Here is a 19,742-nt window from a genome sequence, read left to right as displayed (position 1 = left end):
CAGGACGCCGGATCGGCCCGTCCATCCTATTTCGCGTAGCGCCCCTCGGCCACCCATGCGGCGGTCAGCGCCTTGGCCGCCTCCACATCCTGCGGGAAGTCGACCTCCTGCCAGTCCAGCCCCTCGATCGAGACGGTGCCGACGCGATTGCCCTTGGCGATGATGTCGATCGCGCGGAGGTACCAGCGTTCGACGCCTTCGGGCGTGCGCATCATCTGGTCGATCTGGTTGCGGAAGATCGCCGGACCTTCGCCGGTGAAGGCCAGCATCCCGATCGATTCGGCGTTGGTGTCGGGCGGCAGCAGCCGCTTGCCGATGGCGTGCAGGCGCCCGCTGGCATCGCGGTTCACCTTCATGTCGTCATCATCATATTCACCCTTCGCCTTGACGTCGACGGTGACGGTGATTGCGTCCTGCGCGCCTGCGATCAGCCGGGCGACGATCTCGTCCGATACGATGGTGTCGCCGTTCAGGATGATGAAGTCCCGGTGCATTTCCTCGCGCGCGATCCAGCAGGTGCCCAGATTGTCGGCGACCTGGAAGAAGGGGTTGAACACGGTGCGGATGCGCACGCCGCTTTCGCGGTAGATCTGGAGCGCATGATCCTCGACCCGCTCGGTGCGGAACCCGGTGACGACGACGATGTCGGTCACGCCATTGGCCGCCAGCGCCGCGACCTGCCAGCTGATGAGGCTGCGGCCGTTGAAGTCGATCAGGCATTTGGGAATGTCGCGGGTCAGCGGCAGGAGGCGCGACCCCTGGCCGGCGGACAGGATGATGGCTTTGCTGATGGTCATGGGCGCGCTGTTAACGGGCAATTTTGCCCAAAAAAAGGCGGCGTTTGCACTCGACCCGGCGCTCGCCTAAAGCGCGCATGGAGAGCAGCGCGCCATTCGGGCCGAGCCTGGACGAACGGATGCCATGCCTCTGCGATGCCATGACGGAAAGGCCGGCAGTCATAGTGATGTTCAAGCGCGGATCGGGCGCGGCGGGCGACGGCTTCGCCCGCATCCTGGCCAATACCGGCTGGCTGCTGGGCGGCAAGGGCGTGGGCGCGGTGCTCAGCCTCGCCTATCTCGCCATCGTCACCCGCACGCTCGGCGTCGCCGATTTCGGCCGCTTCGCGCTGGTGCTGAGCGCCGCCAACGTCATCAAGGCGCTGGTCAGCTTCGACAGCTGGCAGATCGTCGTGCGCTATGGCCAGCCCCATCTCGCCGCGAACGATGGCGACGCGCTCAATCGCGTGCTGCGCTTCTGCATCCTGATCGACCTTGCATCGGCGGTCGCGGGCGGTGGAATCGCGGCGGCCATCATCCTCTTCTTCGGCCGGGCGCTGGAACTGGGACCGGGCATGGGCTGGCAGGTCTGGCTGTTCTGCATGGTGATGATGATCACCATCCGATCCAGCCCCACCGGCATATTGCGCCTGTTCGACCGGTTCGATTCGGCTGCCTTCGCCGAAACCATGATCCCTGTCGGCCGCATGATCGGCGCGCTGGTCGCGCTGGCGCTCATGCCCGGCATCACCGGCTTCCTGATCGCCTGGGCCTTTGCCGAATTGCTCTGCGCCTTGAGCTACTGGTGGCTGGCGTTCCGGGTCGGGCGCGGGCGGATCGGCGACTGGCGCGCAGGCCGTGCGCTGGATGCGCGTGCCGAAAATCCCGGCATCATCGGCTTCCTCACCGCCACCAACCTCCAGACCAGCCTGTCCTCCATCGGGCAGCAGGTCGCGGTGCTGATCGTCGGCGCCTTCGTCGGCCCGACCGGGGCGGGTCTCTATCGCCTCGCCAACCAGCTCGCCAATTCGCTGACCAAGATTTCCAGCCTCCTGTCGCGCAGCATCTTCGTCGAACTCTCGCGGACCAGCAGCCACGGGCGCGAAGCGCTGGGCGCCCTGTTCCGGCGGACGAACCGCCTGGCGCTGGTGGTCGGCGCGGTCATCATCGGCCTGATCCTGATGATTGGCCATCCTTTGCTGGGGCTGATCGCGGGACGGGAATTCCTGCCTGCCTATCCGCTGCTGCTGATGCTGGGCGTCGCCGCCTGCATCGACCTGATCGGGGTCAGCTACCGCCCGCTGCTGATGGCGACTGACCGGGCTGGCCTGTCGCTGCGGATATCCTTCGTTTCGACCCTGCTGCTGCTCGGCCTGCAATCCGCGCTGCTGCCGCTCTACGGCACGCAGGGTGCGGCGATGGCGAATATCGCAGCATCGCTCGCCGGCTTCACGATGATGGGCCTCGCCAGCCGCCGGGCCGTGACAAGCGGCGGCTAGAGTCTGTCTAACGCCGGGCGAGGATCGATTCGATCAGCGTTACGTCGGCGGGCTTGTCCGCGTCGATGCAGGCTTCGGGGCTGTCCATCGCCACCAGCCGCGCGGCAAGGCCGAAGCGCCGGCCGATCCGCGCGATCCCGCCGCGCAGTGTCGATATGCGCAGCAGCGCGCCGATCAGCGCGACCGGGCCGAAGGCGGACAATATCTTCCAGCCCTTCTTGCGGTCCTGCTCCACCTCCTGCCACAGTGCGATGACCGGGCGCGCCCTGGTGCTGCCGAACCAGAAGATGTTGGCGCCCGACCACCAGCCGTCGCGAAATTTCAGCCAGGTGCGCCGCGACTGCGGATAGCGCGCCAGCAGCGTCGCCCGCTCCACCATGGCGACGGCAATGTCCGCGCCTGCCGCTTCGCCCACGAACTGGTCCAGCATCGCCGTGTCGAGCAGCACATGGTCGGCCGTGGTCAGCAGCAACGGGAAGGGCAGGTCGTCCGCCGCCATCAGCGCCAGCAGCGAGGAGGCGATTCCCTGCCCCCCCGTCTCGAAGGTGACGCGCGGATGCGCCGCGAGCCAGGCGGTGGCGGGATCGGCGGCAAAGACGTCGGGCCGCTGGGTCAGGACGATCAGCCGGTCGATGGCGGGATGGTCGAGCAAGGCCCGCGCCGGGCGATTGATCATCGGCTCGCCCGCGACCGGGGCGAGCGGCTTGACCGGCACGCCGGCGGCCAGCGCCAGCGGATCGGGAATGGGGCGCGCGCCTGCGAGCAGGATGGCGGTAACGGAACCTGTCATCGCCGCGCGTTAGCGGAGTGGCGGAGAGGCGGGAAGGGCTTTTGCATCCCGGCCCCGAACGGAAATCTACTTGCCTTTCGCCACCGGCACGGCCGACGGCGCCTGTGCGAAACCGTCATGCAGCCCCACGCGCAGGCTCCGATATTGGGCCAGCCGCGCGCGGAAGGCGGTCAGGTCTCGACCGGCCAGCTGCGCCGTCGTCGTGAACTTGACCGACAGCGGATTGACCGTCGCGCCGCCGCGATACAGCTCATAATGAAGATGCGGCCCGGTCGACAGGCCGGTCGATCCGACATAGCCGATCACCTGGCCCCGCCGCACCCGCTGGCCCGGCACGGCGGCGATGCGGCTCATATGGGCATAGCCGGTGGCGAGGCCGCCGCCATGCTGGATGCGGACATAATTGCCATGACCGCCATGCCGCCCGGCGAAGCCGACGACGCCGTCGGTCACGGCATAGATGGGGGAGCCGTAGCGGGCGGCGAAATCGATGCCGGCGTGCATCCGCGTATAGCCCAATATCGGATGGCGGCGCTGGCCATAGCCCGACGACATGCGCCCGGCCACCGGCGAAGAGAGCACGCCGCGCCGTTCGCCGACGCCTGACGCCTCGAACCATTCGGTGCGGCCGTTGCTGGTCCATTTCAGCATGTCGATCGCCTTGCCGCGCGCGCGCTTCAGGCCCGCATAAAGCAGCTCGCCGACCTCCACGTCGCCGGTTTCGGCGCGGCGATATTCGGTGACGATGTCATAACGGTCGCCCGCACCGATACCGCCCAGGTCGACCTGGCCGGCGATGACGCGCAGGAAGGCCTGCACCGCCTTGGGCGGGGCGCCAGCCGCGCGGGCCGAGCGATAGATGCTTTCGCCGACCACGCCCTGGATGCGCAGCGGCGTATTGTCGACGCGGATGGGGATGCGCTTCACCGACAGCACGTTGCCATTGCGGGTCAGTTCGACGCCGAGGTCGAGCCGCGCGCGGAAGGCCAGCTTGTCGAGCGGCCGGGGGCGGTCGCGGCTGGCGCGGCGGCCCAGCACGATGTCGAGCCGCGTGCCCGGCTTCACGCCCGCGCCGATGTCGCCGCCGACCATCGCCATGACGGTCGCGACATCGCCGCCGCTGACCCCTGCGCGCGACAGGGCGCGGGGCAGGGTGTCGCTGCTGCCGACCTGGGCGTTGAGTTCGATCTGCGGGCGCTCGGGCGTCTGGCGCAGCGGCTGCACCGCATCGGTCGGTCCCATGTGCCGGCCACTGTCCGCGCCCAGCGCCAGCGGCGTGATCATCTGGCTGCGCACCTCGTCATAATGCGCGTCGCTCAGCGTCGGGCCGGGCGCGCCGGGTACGGGCTGAAAACCGGGGGACAGGTAGAGGGCGGTGGCGCAGAGGCCGAAACAGGTGGCAAGGCCACGGAACCAGGTAAGGCTGCCGATGCGCTGGCCCAGGTCGGGAACGAGGTCCACTTCGTCGGCCCAGTCGCGCAACCGGCTGCGCCAGTCCTGCGGCCGCGCCGGGGCTTCGCGGCGCAGCGAGTCCGCGAGCCACAGGGATATGGACGCGCCGCCCTGCTGAGACCCGAACTGGCTATCCTGAAACAAACCCGCGACCCCCAAGGGTGATATCGTCACCGCCGACCCGACATTCCCGCTCTATGCGTCGGGGCGGCCGTTGTGAACCGGGCAGGGTTAAAGTCAATTTAAGATGGGGCGCATCGACTCGGTCGTGCGACGAATCGTGCCGCCGGCCCGACAGGCTCGGCAAAGCGGCGGGAACCGCCGAATCTCCTTGCCCCGTGCCGTTCCATCCCCGACATAGGGCGGATATGGCCCAGTTCGCCCGTTCTTCCGTCACTGCCGTCCTGGGACCGACCAACACCGGCAAGACCCACCTCGCCGTCGAGCGGATGTGCGGCCATAGCAGCGGCATGATGGGATTTCCGCTGCGCCTGCTGGCGCGCGAGGTCTATGACCGCGTCGTCGCGATCAAGGGGCCGCAACAGGTTGCGCTCGTCACCGGCGAGGAAAAGATCGTGCCGCCGCAAGCGCGCTATTTCCTCTGCACGGCGGAATCCATGCCGATCGGCGCAGGCCGGCAGGCCGGAGCCGCACAAACAATCGGTGGAGGACGGGAAAGCGGCACGAAGGAAGATTTCGCCTTCGTCGCGCTGGACGAGGCGCAATTGGGATCGGACCCTGAGCGCGGCCATATCTTCACCGACCGGCTGCTGCGCGCGCGTGGGCGCGAGGAAACGATGATCCTTGGCTCCGCGACCATCAGCCGCGTCGTCAAGGCATTGGTGCCCGACGTGGAAATCATCGGCCGCCCTCGCTTTTCCACCCTCTCCTATGCCGGCGCGAAGAAGCTCTCCCGCCTGCCCAAGCGCTCGGCCATCGTCGCCTTCTCCGCGGAGGAGGTTTACGCCGTGGCCGAAATGCTCCGCCGGTTCCGGGGCGGCGCGGCGGTGGTGATGGGCGCCCTGTCGCCCCGAACCCGCAACGCGCAGGTGCAGATGTTCCTGAATGGCGAGGTCGACTATCTGGTCGCCACCGACGCGATCGGCATGGGGCTCAACCTCGATGTCGCCCATGTCGCCTTCGCCTCGCTGCGCAAGTTCGATGGCCGGCGCACCCGGCGCCTGACCGTCAGCGAGATGGCGCAGATCGCCGGGCGGGCCGGCCGGCATCACAAGGATGGCACCTTCGGCAGCCTGGGCCATGAAGATGGCGACGCCGCCTTCACCCCCGAGGAGATCGAAGCGATCGAGGCGCACCGCTTCCCGCCGGTGGAACACTTATTCTGGCGCAACGGCACGCCGCGCACCGACCGGCTCGACCATCTGCTCTTCGACCTGGAACAGAAGCCCGAGCGCCCCGAACTGCGTGCCGCTCCGGAAGCGGTGGACCATGCCGTGCTGAAACGGCTGGCCGACGATCCCCTCGTCATCGAACGCGCCAGGGGGCAGAGGCAGGTGGAACGGTTATGGGCGGCCAGCGGCCTGCCCGATTTCCAGAAGCTGGGCGCGGAGCATCATGCCCGCACCGTCGGCCGCATCTGGCGCTTCCTGTCCGAAGGGACCGGCCATATCCCGCGCGACTGGTTCGCGCAGAATCTCGCCCGGCTCGATTCGGTGCAGGGCGACATCGACACGCTGTCGGGCCGGATCGCGGCGGCGCGGACCTGGTCCTACATCGCGCACCGGCCCGACTGGCTGGCCCATCCCGCCGAGATGGCGGAGCGGACCCGCGCGCTGGAGGAGAAGTTGTCGGATGCGCTCCATGCCGCGCTGACGCAGCGATTCGTCGACCGGCGCACCTCCGTTCTGCTGCGCGACATCGGCCAGAATGCCAGCACCCTGCCGGTCACGGTAGAGCCGGACGGGAGCGTTTGTGTCGATGGCGAGACGATCGGACGACTTGACGGCTTCCGATTCTCGGTTGATCCCGCTACGCGGCATCAGGACCGAAAGATGTTGCTGGCGGCCGCGGAACGGCGCCTTGGAAAGGTATTGCGAGTGAAGGCTGACGAACTGGTTGCTGCGGCGGATGCGGATTTTGCGCTGCTGGACGAGGCGGGACAGGCGCCGGGCATCGCCTGGGGCGAGACGCCGGTGGCGACCCTGCTGGCGGGGCCGACCCTGCTGGCGCCCGAAATCCGGCTTGATCGTGCGCTGCTGGGCCTCGGCCAGGATGTGCAGAAGCAGGTCGTGGCGCGCCTCGCCGCCTGGTTCGAGGGTCAGAAGCAGAAGCATCTGCTGCCGCTGGTCAAGATGGTCGAAAGCGCCGCCGATCCGGCCGTGCCGCCGGTGGTGCGCGCGGTCTTCGCGCAGTTGGCCGATGCTGGCGGCGTGATCGCGCGGACCGAACTCGATTCGGCGCTGGGCCATCTCGACAAGGATCAGCGCCATCTGCTGCGCAAGGCGGGCATCGATATCGGCGTGCTCGATATCTATCATCATGGCCTGCTCAAGCCCGGCGCCGCGCGCTGGCGATCGGCGCTGCTGGCGGCGCGCATCGCCAAGCCCTGCCTGCCGCTGCCGGGCCCCGGCCTCACGCTGATCCCGGCGGGCGAGAAGCCGGCGCGGATGGGTGCGCGAATCGCCGGTTTCCGCGGCTTTGGCGATCAGATGCTGCGGATCGACATGGCCGAACGCATGGCCCGCGCCGCGCATGAGGCGATCGCGAAGAATGAAGCCTTCACGGCGCTCAGCCCGCAGATCGTTTCGCTGGGTCTCAGCGAACCCTCCTTCCTGCAACTGATGCGCCTTGCCGGTTTCCGCCCGGTCGCCCCGGCCGCGGCGCCGGCGTCCGAAACGGAAGCGGTTGAAGTGACAGAGGCGACGGAGAGCGGGGACGACGTGGTCGCCGCCGCCGCGCCTGCCGCGGGCGCCAACTGGGCGTTCAAGGGCCGGCAGAAGGCGCGCACCGATCGCCCCCAGCATGGTCAGCAGCCGCGCGGCGGCAAGCCGGGCGGCAACCGTCGCCCCGGCAAGGAGGGCGGACAGAGGGATGGCGGCCAGAAGGAGGGCGGTCGGCCGCGCACCGCTTCGGCCGGCGGCAGCCCCGCGCCCGCCAACAACGCCTTTGCCGGCCTCGCCGAGTTGCTGGGCCGCAATGGCTGACGCGGGCTCCGGCCATGGACCGGCGCTGCGGATCGACAAATTCCTGTGGTTCGCGCGCCTTTCCAAGAGCCGGTCGACCGCGCAGAAGCTGGCCGAGGACGGGCATATCCGCCTCAACGGCCGCCGCGTGGAGCGCTCCCACGCGCCCGTGCGCGCGGGCGACCTCATCACCTTCCCCCATCCCAGCGGCGTGCGGGTGGTCCGCGTGATCCAGCTGCCGGCCCGGCGCGGCCCAGCGCCCGAGGCGCAGGCCTGTTATGAGGAATTGACGGTCGGCGGCTGACCGTGGCGGATGATCGTCGAACCATGATTTGACGCACTTCGATTCAAAAATGCGCAAAACACGCTCGCGAGACGCCGCGTTCCCGTTCGCCGAGACGGGTCTAAAGACTATTGAAATTCAATATGTTATATCGAATTTCAGGCGCTCTTGGTGATTTCCTTTTCGAACCCCTCCTGGAGGAACGCGCGCAAGCTGTCCATTTCGCTGTCCAGTCTTACCGCCGCGCCAAGCTCCGGCTGGCCCGGCCAGCCCGCATCCGCGACGGTCACGCCAGCCGCGCTGCGCGTCCCTTCATAGCGGGGGATGACATGGAAATGGACATGCGGGTCGACCATCATCAGCATCAGATAGTTGATCTTGCTGTAGCCCACCGCCTTGCCCAGCGCCGCCTCGATCACGGTGGTCACGGTCTTGAGTTCGGCATGGGCCGCCGCCGGCAGGTCGCCGAAGGCGGTGGCGTCACTTTTCGCCGCCAGCACCAGGGATCCCAGCGTCGGCTGGGCCGGGCGGAGCAGGACCAGCCAGTGCTCGAACGCCGCGACCAGCGTGGCTGGCCAGCCGAACTTCTCGATTGTCGCGTTCATCGCGCCGCCTCCGCTTCATCCATCCAGCTGACGATCGGCTTGCCGCTGCGCTGCACGGCATAGGCCTGCGCCAGCCGCACGGCATGGACGACCAGCGAAAGGATGGTCCACCAGGCGAGGGCGATCAGGCCGATGTCGGGCCGCCCGGCCAGCAGCGCGACGAACAGGATCACCATGTTCGGGTTGCGCCGTGCGGTGATCAGGCGGAACTGGCTGTCGAACGGCTGCCAGACATGGATGTCCATCTTGAAGTCCTTGAGGAACATCCCCTCGATCAGCCGTTGCAGCACATAGCCGGCGATCACGGCGGTCATGATGAAGGCGAAGGTGCCGGGCGACAGCGCAAGGCCCCAATAGGCGAGGCCGGTGCCCCAGAAATACCACCAGAAGGGCGGGTGGACCAGGTCGACGCCATGGTCGATCACATTGCCCCATTTGGACGAGGTGATGGTGCAGCGGGCGAGCTTGCCGTCAACCGTGTCCAGCACCATGAAGATGAAGCCGCTGAGGAATCCGGTCCAGTACATCCCTTTGGCGAAGAGGAAGGTTGCGACCAGGCAGAGGGTGACGCCGATCACCGACACCATGTTGGGCGTCATGCGCAGCTGCGCGGCGATGCGGGTCAGGACCAGCGCCAGTTCGGGCCAGAGATATTTGGTCAGCAGGTCGGTGACGCCCTTGTAGGCGCCGAAATAGCTGCGCCGCTCGATCTCGCGCCGGGTGCCCGGGGTGAGTTCGCGCACCATCGGCTGTTCCAGCTTGCGAAGCTGGCGATTGTAGAGCTTGCGGCCGTCCGACAGGTCGATGACCGTCGGCGCCGCGAGCGGATCGCTGCCCACCGGCACCTGCCCGACAATGGGCGTCCGTCCCCAGGCGAACAGCGTGCCCGGCGTTTCGAGCGCGAGGCGCAGCAGCAAAGGGTCGAAGGCATAGGCCAGGTTGAACAGCAGTTCATGCCCTGGCGCGAGTATGCTGCCGTTCTTCGCCGCGCTTTCCGCCATGCGGCGGTTGCGCTCGGCATTGGACATGCCCCAGATCGGCGTCGCATTCTCGCCGAGCAGGCGGACCGGGCCGAGGGTGGTGGTGATCGTCTGGCTCATGGCGTTATGAGTCCTTGGGGGCTGTCGCGAAATTCAGGATGAGGTCGGCCTGGCGCTGCGACGCGGGGACCGGGGACAGGTCGATGGATTGCTGCATTGCCGCCTTTTGCGCAGCAACATAGCCCGGTTGCAAGTCGTTCGCGCGGGCGAGGGCGGCGGGCAGGGCGTCGGCCCGCTCGATGACCTGCCCCAGCTTCCAGTGGGCGAAGGCATCGCCCGACCCGTCGTGCCGGTCGAGGTTGAGGAAGATGCAGGGGCGCGGTTCGATAAGGAACTCATAGACCTGGCTCGATACGTCACCCAGATAGACGTCCGCGCTCATCGTATAGCTCATGTCGATCGACCGGCGGCTGCCCATGTCGATCCGGATGTGCGGCGCGCTGCTGGTGATCGCCGGCACCTTGCGTGCCAGCTTGGTGTGCGGGGCGATGATGACGTTCCAGCCGGTCAGCGACTCCAGCGCGGCCAGAACGTCGGGGCCGTGCTTGATCCATGACGACAGCGCCGGATCGAAATGCGGATTGTAGAGCAGGAGCGGCTTGTCGTCGGGGAAGAAGCGCTGCCGCGCCGCCTTCAGTTCGAACTTGGGATAGCCGCCGACGGCGACCGTCTCGGCGGTGCATAGGCCGCGCTCGATCATGCGGCGGCGATCCTTTTCGCCCGCGACCAGGGTCAGGTCGAAATCGGCGTGGCGTTTCTTGTAGCCGCCCTCCCGGTCGCCCGCGCCATGCTTGATGAGGATGAGGCGGGGATGGAAGCCGGGTATGCGGCGGAGCCAGGCGCTGCTGATCTCGGTGGTCACGAGCGTCGGGAAGCGGGCGATGGTGGACAAGTTGAGCAGCAGGGTCGCCAGCCGCGAGGGCTGGCGGAAGAGCGAGTCGGGCCGCGATGGCGGCCGCGCCAGGCGAACGATGTTCAGGCGGCCTTCTGGATCATAGCTTGTCACCAGCGCCAATATCATGTCCGAAGGGGACAAGATGCTGACCCGTACATCGGGCCGGCGCGCCAGTTCCAGCGCGGCGGGCAGCCAATGATAGAGTTGCTGGGCCTCGGCGATGGCGAGAAAGGCGATGTCGATCGGCAATAGGAGTTCCCCACAGATTTCGTCGCCCTAGCGCGGATGGTGAAGGAAGCAAGACGCGGACTTGGCCGCCATGCTGATCTGCAAGCCATTTGCAACAAGGCTTTGCGGGCAGAAACATGGTCCTCGGTGCTGGACCTTTGCAGATTTTTCGTTATGCGGACCCCCAACAGACAGACATCGACGAAGAGGCTCGACGAGCGATGGCCGAATTTGCGTTGCCCAAGAACAGCAAGATCAGCGGCAAGGGCGTGACCCACAAGGCGCCTGAAGGGGCGACCAACGTCCGCAGCTTCAAGGTCTATCGCTACGATCCCGACTCCGGCGAAAATCCGCGTTATGACACCTATGAGATCGACCTCGACTCCTGCGGTCCGATGGTCCTGGACGCGCTGCTGAAGATCAAGAATGAATATGATCCGACGCTAACCTTCCGCCGCTCCTGCCGCGAAGGCATTTGCGGCAGCTGTTCGATGAACATGAACGGCCGTAACGGGCTGGCCTGCACCACCGCGATCGACGAGTGTGCCGGCAAGGATGTGCGTATCACGCCGCTGCCGCACATGGACGTCATCAAGGATCTGGTGCCGGACTTCACCCATTTCTACGCCCAGTACAACAGCATCAAGCCGTGGCTGCAAACCGTCAGCCCGCCGCCGAGCGGCAAGGAACGGCTCCAGTCGCCCGCCGATCGCGAGAAGCTGGACGGCCTCTACGAGTGCATCCTGTGCGCCTGCTGCTCGACCAGCTGCCCCAGCTATTGGTGGAACAGCGACAAGTTCCTGGGTCCGGCGATCCTGCTCCAGGCCTATCGCTGGCTGGCGGACAGCCGTGACGAATATACCGGCGAGCGTCTTGATGAGCTGGAAGATCCCTTCCGCCTCTATCGTTGCCACACCATCATGAACTGCGCGAACGTCTGCCCCAAGGGCCTTTCGCCGGCCAAGGCGATCGCCGAAACCAAGAAGATGATGGTCGAACGGCAGCTGTAAGTTGGCGAGTGACGGCATAGCGGGCGGCGCCACGCTGACCGAAGGCAAGTGGGCGGGCTGGGCCGCCTGGTCGGACCCGCACCCCGACACTTTCCTCCAGGCGATCGGGCGCGGCTATATGCGCAGTGATGCGCCGGGCAAGGCGCTGGTCGGGCTGGAGACGCGTGCCAATCATCGTAATCGAGTCGACACGCTTCACGGCGGCTTCCTGGCGGCGTTTGCCGATCATGCCTATTTCGGCGGCCTTTGGGTCATGGGGCACAAGGCGCAGGTCAATGGCGTGACCATCGACCTGTCCATGCAATATCTGGGCGCGGGCAAGGTCGGGCCTGATCTGTTTGCCGACGTGGAGATGCTGCGGGAGACGGGGAGGCTCTTCTTCCTGCGGATGCTCATCACCCAGGATGGTCAGCCCGTCGCAGCATCCTCCGCCACTATCCGCAAGGCGCCTGCCGCCAGGTGAGCAGCGTGATCGCCCGCTACGACACGCTGGTCCAGGCCGGCGAACTGAGGCCCGACTCGGACCAGCGGGCGGGGGCGGTTCGACTCGACCGGCTGCAACAGGAACTGGAAGCGGCGCCAGCCCGCGGATCGACGCTCTGGAAGCTGCTGCGCAAGGCGCCCGAGCCACCGCGCGGCCTCTACATGTGGGGTGGCGTCGGGCGCGGCAAGTCGATGCTGATGGACCTGTTCTTCGACACGGTTCAAGTGAAGCGCAAGAAGCGCGCCCATTTCCACGAATTCATGCTGGACGTTCATGCCCGCCTTGCCGAGGCGCGCAAGTCTGAGACGGGCGATCCGATCCCGCCGGTTGTCGAGTCGCTGGCCGAGGAGGCGCGACTGCTCTGCTTCGACGAGATGGTCGTGAACAACATGGCTGACGCGGCGATCATGTCGCGCCTATTCACCGGGCTGCTGGAAAAGCGGGTGACGATCGTCACCACCTCCAACCGCGAGCCTGACGAACTCTACAAGAATGGTCTCAACCGCCAGCTTTTCCTGCCCTTCATCGACCTGATCAAGGCGAAGCTGGACGTGATGACGCTGAACGGGCCGGTTGATTACCGGCGCGACCGTCTGGGCGACGCGAAGCTGTGGCACTGCCCCAACGGGCCGGAGGCGACGAAGGCGCTGTCCGAGGCCTTTTTCCGCTTGACCGACTATCCGGTCGAGGACCGGGCCAGGGTGCCGGCGGAGGAGATTGTGGTTCAGGGCGGGCGCACCATGCAGGTGCCCAAGAGCCTGAAGGGCGTCGCGGTCTTCTCCTTCAAGCGGTTGTGCGTGGAGGCGCGCGGCGCGCCGGACTATCTGGCCATCGCGCGCAAATATCACACCGTCATCATCGTGGGCATTCCGGTGTTGGGGCCCGAAAATCGTAACGAGGCGGCGCGGTTCGTGACTCTGATCGACTCGCTTTACGAATATCGGGTGAAGCTGCTGGCCGCGGCGGATGCGGAGCCGGCGCGCCTCTATCCCGAAGGGGATGGGGCGTTCGAGTTCGAGCGCACCGTATCGCGGCTGATGGAAATGCAGTCAGACGATTATCTGGCGCTGGGCCACGGGCCAAAATAGGCTTTCGCATCGCAAGTCAGTTCATCGGCGGGAGGAATCTGCTCGCCGGATATTGCGCGTGTCGTTCATCGGAACGCAATTTTCATAAAGCAAAACAGGCCGGGCGCCCCCGAGGAGAAAGGCGCCCGGCAGGATACCTCTGCAGGGAAGGCTCGCGGACCAGGGTAGGAGCCCGGAGCGACAGGGTGTAAATCTCCATTAATGCAACTGCGAATGAATTGCAAAGATAATTTGTCCCTCAGCCCTTTGGCAGGTTGAAACCCCCGTCCGAAGGGCGTAGGCGGGCCGGCAATTCCAGTAGTCATGACTTGGAGGATGATTGCATATGGCCCGTAAGAAGATCGCGCTCATCGGCGCTGGCAATATCGGCGGCACGCTGGCGCACCTCGCGGCGCTCAAGGGTCTGGGCGATATCGTCCTGTTCGACGTGGTGGAGGGCGTGCCGCAGGGCAAGGCGCTCGATCTGTCCCAGTGCGGTTCGGTCGAAGGCTTCGACGCGAAGATCACTGGCTCGAACGACTATGCCGATATCGCGGGTGCGGACGTCATCATCGTCACCGCCGGCGTCGCCCGTAAGCCGGGCATGAGCCGCGACGACCTGCTGGGCATCAACCTCAAGGTCATGAAGGCCGTGGGCGAGGGCATTGCTGCCAACGCGCCCGACGCCTTCGTCATCTGCATCACCAATCCGCTCGACGCGATGGTGTGGGCGCTGCGTGAATTTTCGGGCCTGCCGCACAACAAGGTCGTCGGCATGGCGGGCGTGCTCGACAGCTCGCGCTTCAACCACTTCCTGGCCGAAGAATTCAACGTCTCGGCCAAGGACGTCACCAGCTTCGTGCTCGGCGGCCATGGCGACACGATGGTCCCGGTCATCGAATATTCGACCGTCGCCGGCATCCCGGTGCCCGACCTCATCAAGCAGGGTCGCTCGACGCAGGAGCGCATCGACGCCATTGTGCAGCGCACCCGTTCGGGCGGCGGCGAGATCGTCGCGCTCTTGAAGACCGGCTCGGCCTTCTACGCACCCGCCACCAGCGCGATCGCCATGGCTGAAGCCTATCTGGGCGACAAGAAGCGCCTGCTGCCCTGCGCCGCCAACCTGACCGGCCAGTATGGCGTGGACAATCTCTATGTCGGCGTGCCGGTCATCATCGGTAAGGATGGCGTCGAGCAGGTCGTCGAGATCGAGCTGAACGACGAAGCCAAGGCGAACCTTCAGGTGTCGGTCGATGCGGTCAAGGAACTGCTGGAAGCCTGCAAGGCCATCGACCCCTCGCTCGCCTGAGCCCACAAGCTTGCACCGGTCCGTCCCAGGTAAGTGCGCAGCCTGGGGCGGATCGCTTTAGACCCAAGTGCCACGTCCACAGAAGATAAAGGGACACGCATGTCCATTCTGGTGAACAAGAACACCAAGGTCATCACCCAGGGTATGACCGGTGCCACCGGCACCTTCCACACCGAACAGGCTCTGGCCTACGGCACCCAGATGGTTGGCGGCGTGACGCCCGGCAAGGGCGGCACGACCCATATCGGCCTGCCCATGTTCGACACCGTTGCGGAAGCCAAGTCGAAGACCGGCGCCGATGCGTCGGTCATCTATGTGCCGCCGCCGTTCGCGGCCGATTCGATCCTGGAAGCGATCGACGCCGAAATCCCGCTGATCGTCTGCATCACCGAGGGCATCCCGGTCCTCGACATGGTTCGCGTGAAGCGCGCCCTGTCGGGTAGCAAGTCGCGTCTGATCGGCCCGAACTGCCCCGGCGTGCTGACCCCCAATGAGTGCAAGATCGGCATCATGCCCGGGTCGATCTTCTCCAAGGGTTCGGTCGGCGTCGTGTCGCGTTCCGGCACGCTGACCTACGAAGCCGTGTTCCAGACCACCAATGCGGGCCTGGGCCAGACCACCGCGGTCGGCATCGGCGGCGATCCTGTCAACGGCACCAACTTCATCGACGTGCTGGAACTGTTCCTGGCCGACGACGCGACCGAATCAATCATCATGATCGGTGAAATCGGCGGCGACGCGGAAGAGCAGGCCGCCCAGTTCCTGATCGACGAGGCCAAGAAGGGCCGCAAGAAGCCGATGGCCGGTTTCATCGCGGGCCGCACCGCCCCTCCGGGCCGTCGCATGGGCCATGCCGGCGCGATCGTGTCGGGCGGCAAGGGCGACGCCGAGAGCAAGATCGCGGCGATGGAAGCGGCCGGTATCAAGGTCGCTGCCAGCCCGTCCGAGCTGGGTTCGACGCTGGTCGAAGTGCTGAAGGGCTGATCAGCCGATAGATGATGCGGCCGGGCTGCACCCCGGCCGCTATTTTCCCGCATCCGCGACTGCACGCGGCTGGGATGGGACGTAGGGACATGGGTTACGAAAACCAGGATTTCGAGGTCGAGCGCGGGCCGAGCTGGGCGCGCGACAACTGGCCGCTGACGGACACCGACGATCTGACCGGGGCGCTGGACCCCACGCAGATGCAGGTCGCCGTGAAGGCCGCCGCCAAGTCGGCGGGCAAGGCCGTGTCGGATGCCGATGTGGTGGCTGCCGCTGACGATGCCATCCGCGCGCAGATGCTGATCCGCACCTATCGCGTGCGTGGTCATCTGGCCGCCAACCTCGATCCGCTGGGCCTTGCCAAGCGTGACCTGCCGGCCGACCTGACGCCGGAATATCATGGCCTGACCGATCCCTCCAAGAAGATCTATCTGGGTGGTACGCTGGGCGTGCAATATGCGACGGTCAGCGAGATCGTCGCGATCCTGCGCGCCAATTATTGCGGCAATGTCGGCCTGGAATATATGCACATCGCCGACGTGGAGGAGCGCCGCTTTCTCCAGGACAGGCTGGAAGGCAAGGACAAGGAAATCCACTTCACGCCCGAGGGCAAGAAGGCGATCCTGGCCAAGGTCATCCAGGGCGAGCAATATGAGAAGTTCCTGGGCCGCAAATATGTCGGCACCAAGCGCTTCGGCCTCGACGGTGGCGAATCGATGATTCCCGCGCTTGAAGCTGTCATCAAATATGGCGGTTCGTCGGGCGTGCGCGAGATCGTGTTCGGCATGGCCCATCGCGGCCGCCTGAACGTGCTGGCCAATGTCATGGCCAAGGGCTTCCGCGTCATCTTCCACGAATTTTCGGGCGGTACCGCCAATCCCGAAGATGTCGGCGGTTCGGGCGACGTGAAGTACCATCTCGGCACTTCGACCGACCGCGAGTTCGACGGCATCAAGGTCCATATGTCGCTGGTGCCCAACCCGTCGCACCTCGAAACCGTTGATCCCGTGGTGCTGGGCAAGGTCCGCGCGCAGCAGACCTTCCGCGACGATCTGGCCAAGCATGACCAGGTGCTGCCGGTGCTGATCCATGGCGACGCGGCCTTCGCTGGCCAGGGCATCGTCTGGGAATGCCTCGGCTTCTCGGGCGTCCCCGGCTATAATACGGGCGGCTGCATCCACTTCATCGTGAACAACCAGATCGGCTTCACCACCAGCCCGCAATTCTCGCGCGGCTCGCCCTATCCCAGCGATGTGGCCAAGGGCGTCCAGGCGCCGATCCTGCACGTCAATGGCGACGATCCCGAAGCCGTGACCTTCGCTTGCAAGCTGGCGATGGAATATCGCCAGGCCTTCCATCGCGACATCGTGATCGACATGTGGTGCTATCGTCGCTTCGGTCATAATGAAGGCGACGAGCCGGGCTTCACCCAGCCGCAGATGTACGCCAAGATCCGCCAGCATCCCCCGGTCAGCGACGTCTATGCGGCGCGGCTGAAGGCGGAAGGCCTGGTCGATGATGCCTTCGTTGCCAAGGCGACGGACGATTTCGTCAACCATCTGGAAGAAGAGTTCGAGGCGGCCAAGAGCTACAAGGCGAACAAGGCCGACTGGTTCGCCGGTCGCTGGTCGGGGCTGCACAAGCCCGCCGACGCCGAAACCGCGCGCCAGAGCGTGGAATCTGCGATCAGCCAGAAGCTGTTTGACGGTCTGGGCAAGACGCTGACTACCGTTCCTGAAGGGCATAACGTCCACAAGACGCTCAAGCGCGTTCTCGACGCCAAGGCCGAGATGTTCAAGACGGGCGAGAATTTTGACTGGGCGACCGGCGAGGCGCTGGCCTTCGGGTCGCTCCTGTCGGAAGGCTATGGGGTGCGCCTGTCGGGACAGGATTCCGGGCGCGGTACTTTCAGCCAGCGTCATGCGGTCTGGACCGACCAGGATACGGAAGCGAAATATATCCCGCTCTCGACCGTGCCGCATGGCCGTTTCGAGGTGCTGGATTCGCCGCTGTCCGAATATGGGGTGCTCGGCTTCGAATATGGTTTCGCGCTGGCGGACCCCAAGAGCCTGGTCATCTGGGAAGCGCAGTTCGGCGATTTCGCCAATGGCGCGCAGATCATCTTCGACCAGTATATCGCGTCGTCGGAGACCAAGTGGCTTCGCTCCAACGGCCTCGTCTGCCTCCTGCCGCACGGCTATGAGGGGCAGGGGCCGGAGCATAGCTCGGCGCGTCTGGAACGCTATCTCCAGCTCTGCGCGGAAGGCAATATCCAGGTCGCGAACGTCACGACGCCGGCCAACTATTTCCATATCCTGCGTCGCCAGATGCTGCGGCCTTTCCGCAAGCCGCTGATCATCATGGCGCCCAAGTCGCTGCTGCGGCACAAGGCGGCGGTCAGCAAGGCCGAGGATTTCCTGGGCGAAACGCATTTCAAGCGCATCCTGTCGGACCCCAATGGGGCGTCCGACAAGGACACGAAGCGCCTGGTGCTTTGTTCGGGCAAGGTCTTCTACGACCTGATGGAAGCCCGCGATCAACATGGCGACAAGGACGTGCAGATCGTTCGGATCGAGCAGATCTATCCGTTCGCGACCGAGGCCTTGGCGACACGTATCGCGCGCATGACCAACCTGGAAGAGGTCGTGTGGTGCCAGGAAGAGCCGCGCAACAATGGCGCCTGGTTCTTCGTGGAACCCTATGTCGAGGAAGCGCTGGCCAAGGCCGGAAAGGCGCCGATGCGCGCCCGCTATGCCGGCCGAAAGGCATCGGCCTCGCCCGCCACGGGCCTGGCCAAGCGCCATGTCGCCGAACAGGGCGCCCTCGTCGCCGATGCGCTGGGCCACAGCGTTCGTGAAGAAATCCGCCGCCAGAAGAAAGGCTGAGACAGCTCATGGCAACCGAAGTCAAAGTCCCCACGCTGGGCGAATCCGTTACCGAAGCAACCGTTGGCCAGTGGCTCAAGAAGCCCGGTGAAGCGGTCAAGGCCGATGAGCCGATCGTCAGCCTGGAAACCGACAAGGTCGCGGTCGACGTGCCTGCACCTGTCGCCGGCGTGCTGGGCGATATCATCGCCAAGGAAGGCGATACGGTCGAGGTCGGCGCGCTGCTGGCCTATGTGAACGAAGGTGCGGCTGCGGCCGCTTCGCCGGCACCGGCCGCTGCTGCGCCGGCTGCGAAGGCCGAGGCAGCGGCGCCTGCTGCAGCTGCATCGGCACCCGTTTCGGACGACGAAGAAGGCGGCAACCTGACCCTGTCGCCGGCGGTCCGCCGCCTGGTGCTGGAACATGGTCTTGACCCGAGCAAGATCAAGGGCACCGGCAAGGACGGCCGCCTGACCAAGGACGACGTCACCGCCGCCGTCGCCGCCGGCACCGCTAAGGCGGCTGCCTCGACGCCTGCGGCAGCGCCGGCTGCCGATGCCCCGGGCGCCGGTCCGAGCCGCAAGCAGGAGCGCGTCAAGATGACCCGCCTGCGCCAGACCGTCGCCAAGCGACTCAAGGAAGCGCAGAACAATGCGGCGCTCCTGACGACCTACAACGACGTGGACATGACCAACGTCATCGAGGCGCGCGCCAAGTATAAGGATCTGTTCGAGAAGAAGCATGGCGTCCGTCTGGGCTTCATGGGCTTCTTCACGAAGGCCGTCTGCATGGCGCTCCGCGACATTCCGGGCGTCAATGCGCAGATCGAGGGCGACGAGATCGTCTATAATGATTTCGCCGACATCTCGGTCGCCGTTTCGGCCCCGACTGGCCTGGTCGTTCCGGTGATCCGCAATGCGGAATCGCTGAGCGTCGCCGACATCGAAAAGACCATCGGCGGCTTTGGCAAGAAGGCCAAGGAAGGCAAGCTGACCATGGAAGATATGAAGGGCGGCACCTTCACCATCTCCAACGGCGGCGTGTTCGGTTCGCTCCTGTCCAGCCCGATCATCAATCCGCCCCAGTCGGCGGTGCTGGGCCTGCACCGTATCGAGGACCGCCCGGTCGTGCGCGACGGTCAGATCGTGATCCGCCCGATGATGTATCTCGCGCTCAGCTATGACCATCGTCTGATCGACGGTCGCGAAGCGGTGACATTCCTGGTCGCAGTCAAGAATGCGATCGAGGACCCGACCCGCCTGCTGATCGACCTGTAAGGTCGAGCCGACCCATCCCGTTCGGGCTGAGCCTGT

The 19,742-nt window shown here is 65.7% G+C and carries 16 protein-coding genes; 10 read left to right on the top strand and 6 right to left on the bottom strand.

The window, feature by feature from the left end; genetic code table 11:
• Positions 1 to 26: 26 nt before the first annotated feature.
• Complete coding sequence (locus K3M67_RS11265) at positions 27 to 797, bottom strand: phosphocholine cytidylyltransferase family protein (RefSeq protein WP_285831507.1); 771 nt, start codon at positions 795 to 797, stop codon at positions 27 to 29.
• Positions 798 to 964: 167 nt separating this feature from the next.
• Here K3M67_RS11265 and K3M67_RS11260 point away from each other — a divergent pair, with 167 nt between their 5' ends.
• Entirely contained in the window at positions 965 to 2,275 is a 1,311-nt protein-coding gene (locus tag K3M67_RS11260; protein WP_066857511.1) for a lipopolysaccharide biosynthesis protein, read from the top strand.
• Positions 2,276 to 2,282: 7 nt separating this feature from the next.
• Here K3M67_RS11260 and K3M67_RS11255 read toward each other — a convergent pair whose 3' ends face one another.
• On the bottom strand, positions 2,283 to 3,065 hold the full coding sequence (locus tag K3M67_RS11255) for a nucleotidyltransferase family protein (protein WP_066857513.1): 783 nt from the start codon (positions 3,063 to 3,065) through the stop codon (positions 2,283 to 2,285).
• Positions 3,066 to 3,131: 66 nt separating this feature from the next.
• Complete coding sequence (locus K3M67_RS11250) at positions 3,132 to 4,661, bottom strand: M23 family metallopeptidase (protein ID WP_285832932.1); 1,530 nt, start codon at positions 4,659 to 4,661, stop codon at positions 3,132 to 3,134.
• A 224-nt stretch (positions 4,662 to 4,885) separates the two neighbouring features.
• Here K3M67_RS11250 and K3M67_RS11245 point away from each other — a divergent pair, with 224 nt between their 5' ends.
• Both K3M67_RS11245 and K3M67_RS11240 read left to right on the top strand, forming a co-directional pair.
• Positions 4,886 to 7,681, top strand: coding sequence for a helicase-related protein (locus K3M67_RS11245; RefSeq protein WP_285831506.1), 2,796 nt, complete (start codon positions 4,886 to 4,888; stop codon positions 7,679 to 7,681).
• On the top strand, positions 7,674 to 7,964 hold the full coding sequence (locus K3M67_RS11240; protein WP_066857518.1) for an RNA-binding S4 domain-containing protein: 291 nt from the start codon (positions 7,674 to 7,676) through the stop codon (positions 7,962 to 7,964). Before K3M67_RS11245 ends, K3M67_RS11240 begins: the two co-directional genes overlap by 8 nt.
• Before the next feature lie 137 nt (positions 7,965 to 8,101).
• Here K3M67_RS11240 and K3M67_RS11235 read toward each other — a convergent pair whose 3' ends face one another.
• Genes K3M67_RS11235 through K3M67_RS11225 form a run of 3 tightly spaced genes read right to left on the bottom strand, consistent with a single transcriptional unit; the run spans position 8,102 to position 10,732 of the window.
• Positions 8,102 to 8,548, bottom strand: a complete 447-nt coding sequence (locus K3M67_RS11235; RefSeq protein WP_285831505.1) for an HIT family protein — start codon at positions 8,546 to 8,548, stop codon at positions 8,102 to 8,104.
• On the bottom strand, positions 8,545 to 9,648 hold the full coding sequence (locus K3M67_RS11230) for a CDP-alcohol phosphatidyltransferase family protein (RefSeq protein ID WP_066857524.1): 1,104 nt from the start codon (positions 9,646 to 9,648) through the stop codon (positions 8,545 to 8,547). Before K3M67_RS11230 ends, K3M67_RS11235 begins: the two co-directional genes overlap by 4 nt.
• A 4-nt stretch (positions 9,649 to 9,652) precedes the next feature.
• Positions 9,653 to 10,732, bottom strand: coding sequence for a CDP-glycerol glycerophosphotransferase family protein (locus K3M67_RS11225; protein ID WP_285831504.1), 1,080 nt, complete (start codon positions 10,730 to 10,732; stop codon positions 9,653 to 9,655).
• 200 nt (positions 10,733 to 10,932) lie between these two features.
• Here K3M67_RS11225 and K3M67_RS11220 point away from each other — a divergent pair, with 200 nt between their 5' ends.
• The 7 genes from K3M67_RS11220 to odhB all read left to right on the top strand — a co-directional run bounded on the left by K3M67_RS11220 (position 10,933) and on the right by odhB (position 19,706).
• Complete coding sequence (locus K3M67_RS11220; protein WP_066857530.1) at positions 10,933 to 11,721, top strand: succinate dehydrogenase iron-sulfur subunit; 789 nt, start codon at positions 10,933 to 10,935, stop codon at positions 11,719 to 11,721.
• A gap of 1 nt (position 11,722) precedes the next feature.
• Positions 11,723 to 12,184: a PaaI family thioesterase gene (locus K3M67_RS11215; RefSeq protein ID WP_066857536.1), complete on the top strand. Its 462-nt coding sequence runs from the start codon at positions 11,723 to 11,725 to the stop codon at positions 12,182 to 12,184.
• Complete coding sequence (zapE, locus tag K3M67_RS11210; protein ID WP_285831503.1) at positions 12,181 to 13,293, top strand: cell division protein ZapE; 1,113 nt, start codon at positions 12,181 to 12,183, stop codon at positions 13,291 to 13,293. The genes K3M67_RS11215 and zapE overlap by 4 nt, the downstream gene beginning before the upstream one ends.
• A 325-nt stretch (positions 13,294 to 13,618) precedes the next feature.
• Positions 13,619 to 14,581, top strand: coding sequence for a malate dehydrogenase (gene mdh, locus K3M67_RS11205; protein ID WP_285831502.1), 963 nt, complete (start codon positions 13,619 to 13,621; stop codon positions 14,579 to 14,581).
• A gap of 99 nt (positions 14,582 to 14,680) precedes the next feature.
• Positions 14,681 to 15,565, top strand: coding sequence for a succinate--CoA ligase subunit alpha (gene sucD / locus K3M67_RS11200; RefSeq protein WP_066857545.1), 885 nt, complete (start codon positions 14,681 to 14,683; stop codon positions 15,563 to 15,565).
• A gap of 89 nt (positions 15,566 to 15,654) precedes the next feature.
• Positions 15,655 to 18,450, top strand: coding sequence for a 2-oxoglutarate dehydrogenase E1 component (locus K3M67_RS11195; protein ID WP_285831501.1), 2,796 nt, complete (start codon positions 15,655 to 15,657; stop codon positions 18,448 to 18,450).
• Between the two features lie 8 nt (positions 18,451 to 18,458).
• Positions 18,459 to 19,706, top strand: a complete 1,248-nt coding sequence (gene odhB, locus K3M67_RS11190) for a 2-oxoglutarate dehydrogenase complex dihydrolipoyllysine-residue succinyltransferase (RefSeq protein ID WP_066857551.1) — start codon at positions 18,459 to 18,461, stop codon at positions 19,704 to 19,706.
• Positions 19,707 to 19,742 lie beyond the last annotated feature (36 nt).

Origin of the sequence: Sphingobium sp. V4, assembly GCF_029590555.1 — a bacterium.
GTDB lineage: Bacteria > Pseudomonadota > Alphaproteobacteria > Sphingomonadales > Sphingomonadaceae > Sphingobium.
This window is presented reverse-complemented; position numbering and strand designations above follow the sequence as displayed.

Coding starts and splice junctions, on each gene's coding strand:
- K3M67_RS11265 (WP_285831507.1), bottom strand. CDS start 797: ATGACCATCAGCAAAGCCATCATCCTGTCCGCCGGCCAGGGGTCGCGC.
- K3M67_RS11260 (WP_066857511.1), top strand. CDS start 965: ATGTTCAAGCGCGGATCGGGCGCGGCGGGCGACGGCTTCGCCCGCATC.
- K3M67_RS11255 (WP_066857513.1), bottom strand. CDS start 3,065: ATGACAGGTTCCGTTACCGCCATCCTGCTCGCAGGCGCGCGCCCCATT.
- K3M67_RS11245 (WP_285831506.1), top strand. CDS start 4,886: ATGGCCCAGTTCGCCCGTTCTTCCGTCACTGCCGTCCTGGGACCGACC.
- K3M67_RS11240 (WP_066857518.1), top strand. CDS start 7,674: ATGGCTGACGCGGGCTCCGGCCATGGACCGGCGCTGCGGATCGACAAA.
- K3M67_RS11235 (WP_285831505.1), bottom strand. CDS start 8,548: ATGAACGCGACAATCGAGAAGTTCGGCTGGCCAGCCACGCTGGTCGCG.
- K3M67_RS11230 (WP_066857524.1), bottom strand. CDS start 9,648: ATGAGCCAGACGATCACCACCACCCTCGGCCCGGTCCGCCTGCTCGGC.
- K3M67_RS11220 (WP_066857530.1), top strand. CDS start 10,933: ATGGCCGAATTTGCGTTGCCCAAGAACAGCAAGATCAGCGGCAAGGGC.
- mdh (WP_285831502.1), top strand. CDS start 13,619: ATGGCCCGTAAGAAGATCGCGCTCATCGGCGCTGGCAATATCGGCGGC.
- sucD (WP_066857545.1), top strand. CDS start 14,681: ATGTCCATTCTGGTGAACAAGAACACCAAGGTCATCACCCAGGGTATG.
- K3M67_RS11195 (WP_285831501.1), top strand. CDS start 15,655: ATGGGTTACGAAAACCAGGATTTCGAGGTCGAGCGCGGGCCGAGCTGG.
- odhB (WP_066857551.1), top strand. CDS start 18,459: ATGGCAACCGAAGTCAAAGTCCCCACGCTGGGCGAATCCGTTACCGAA.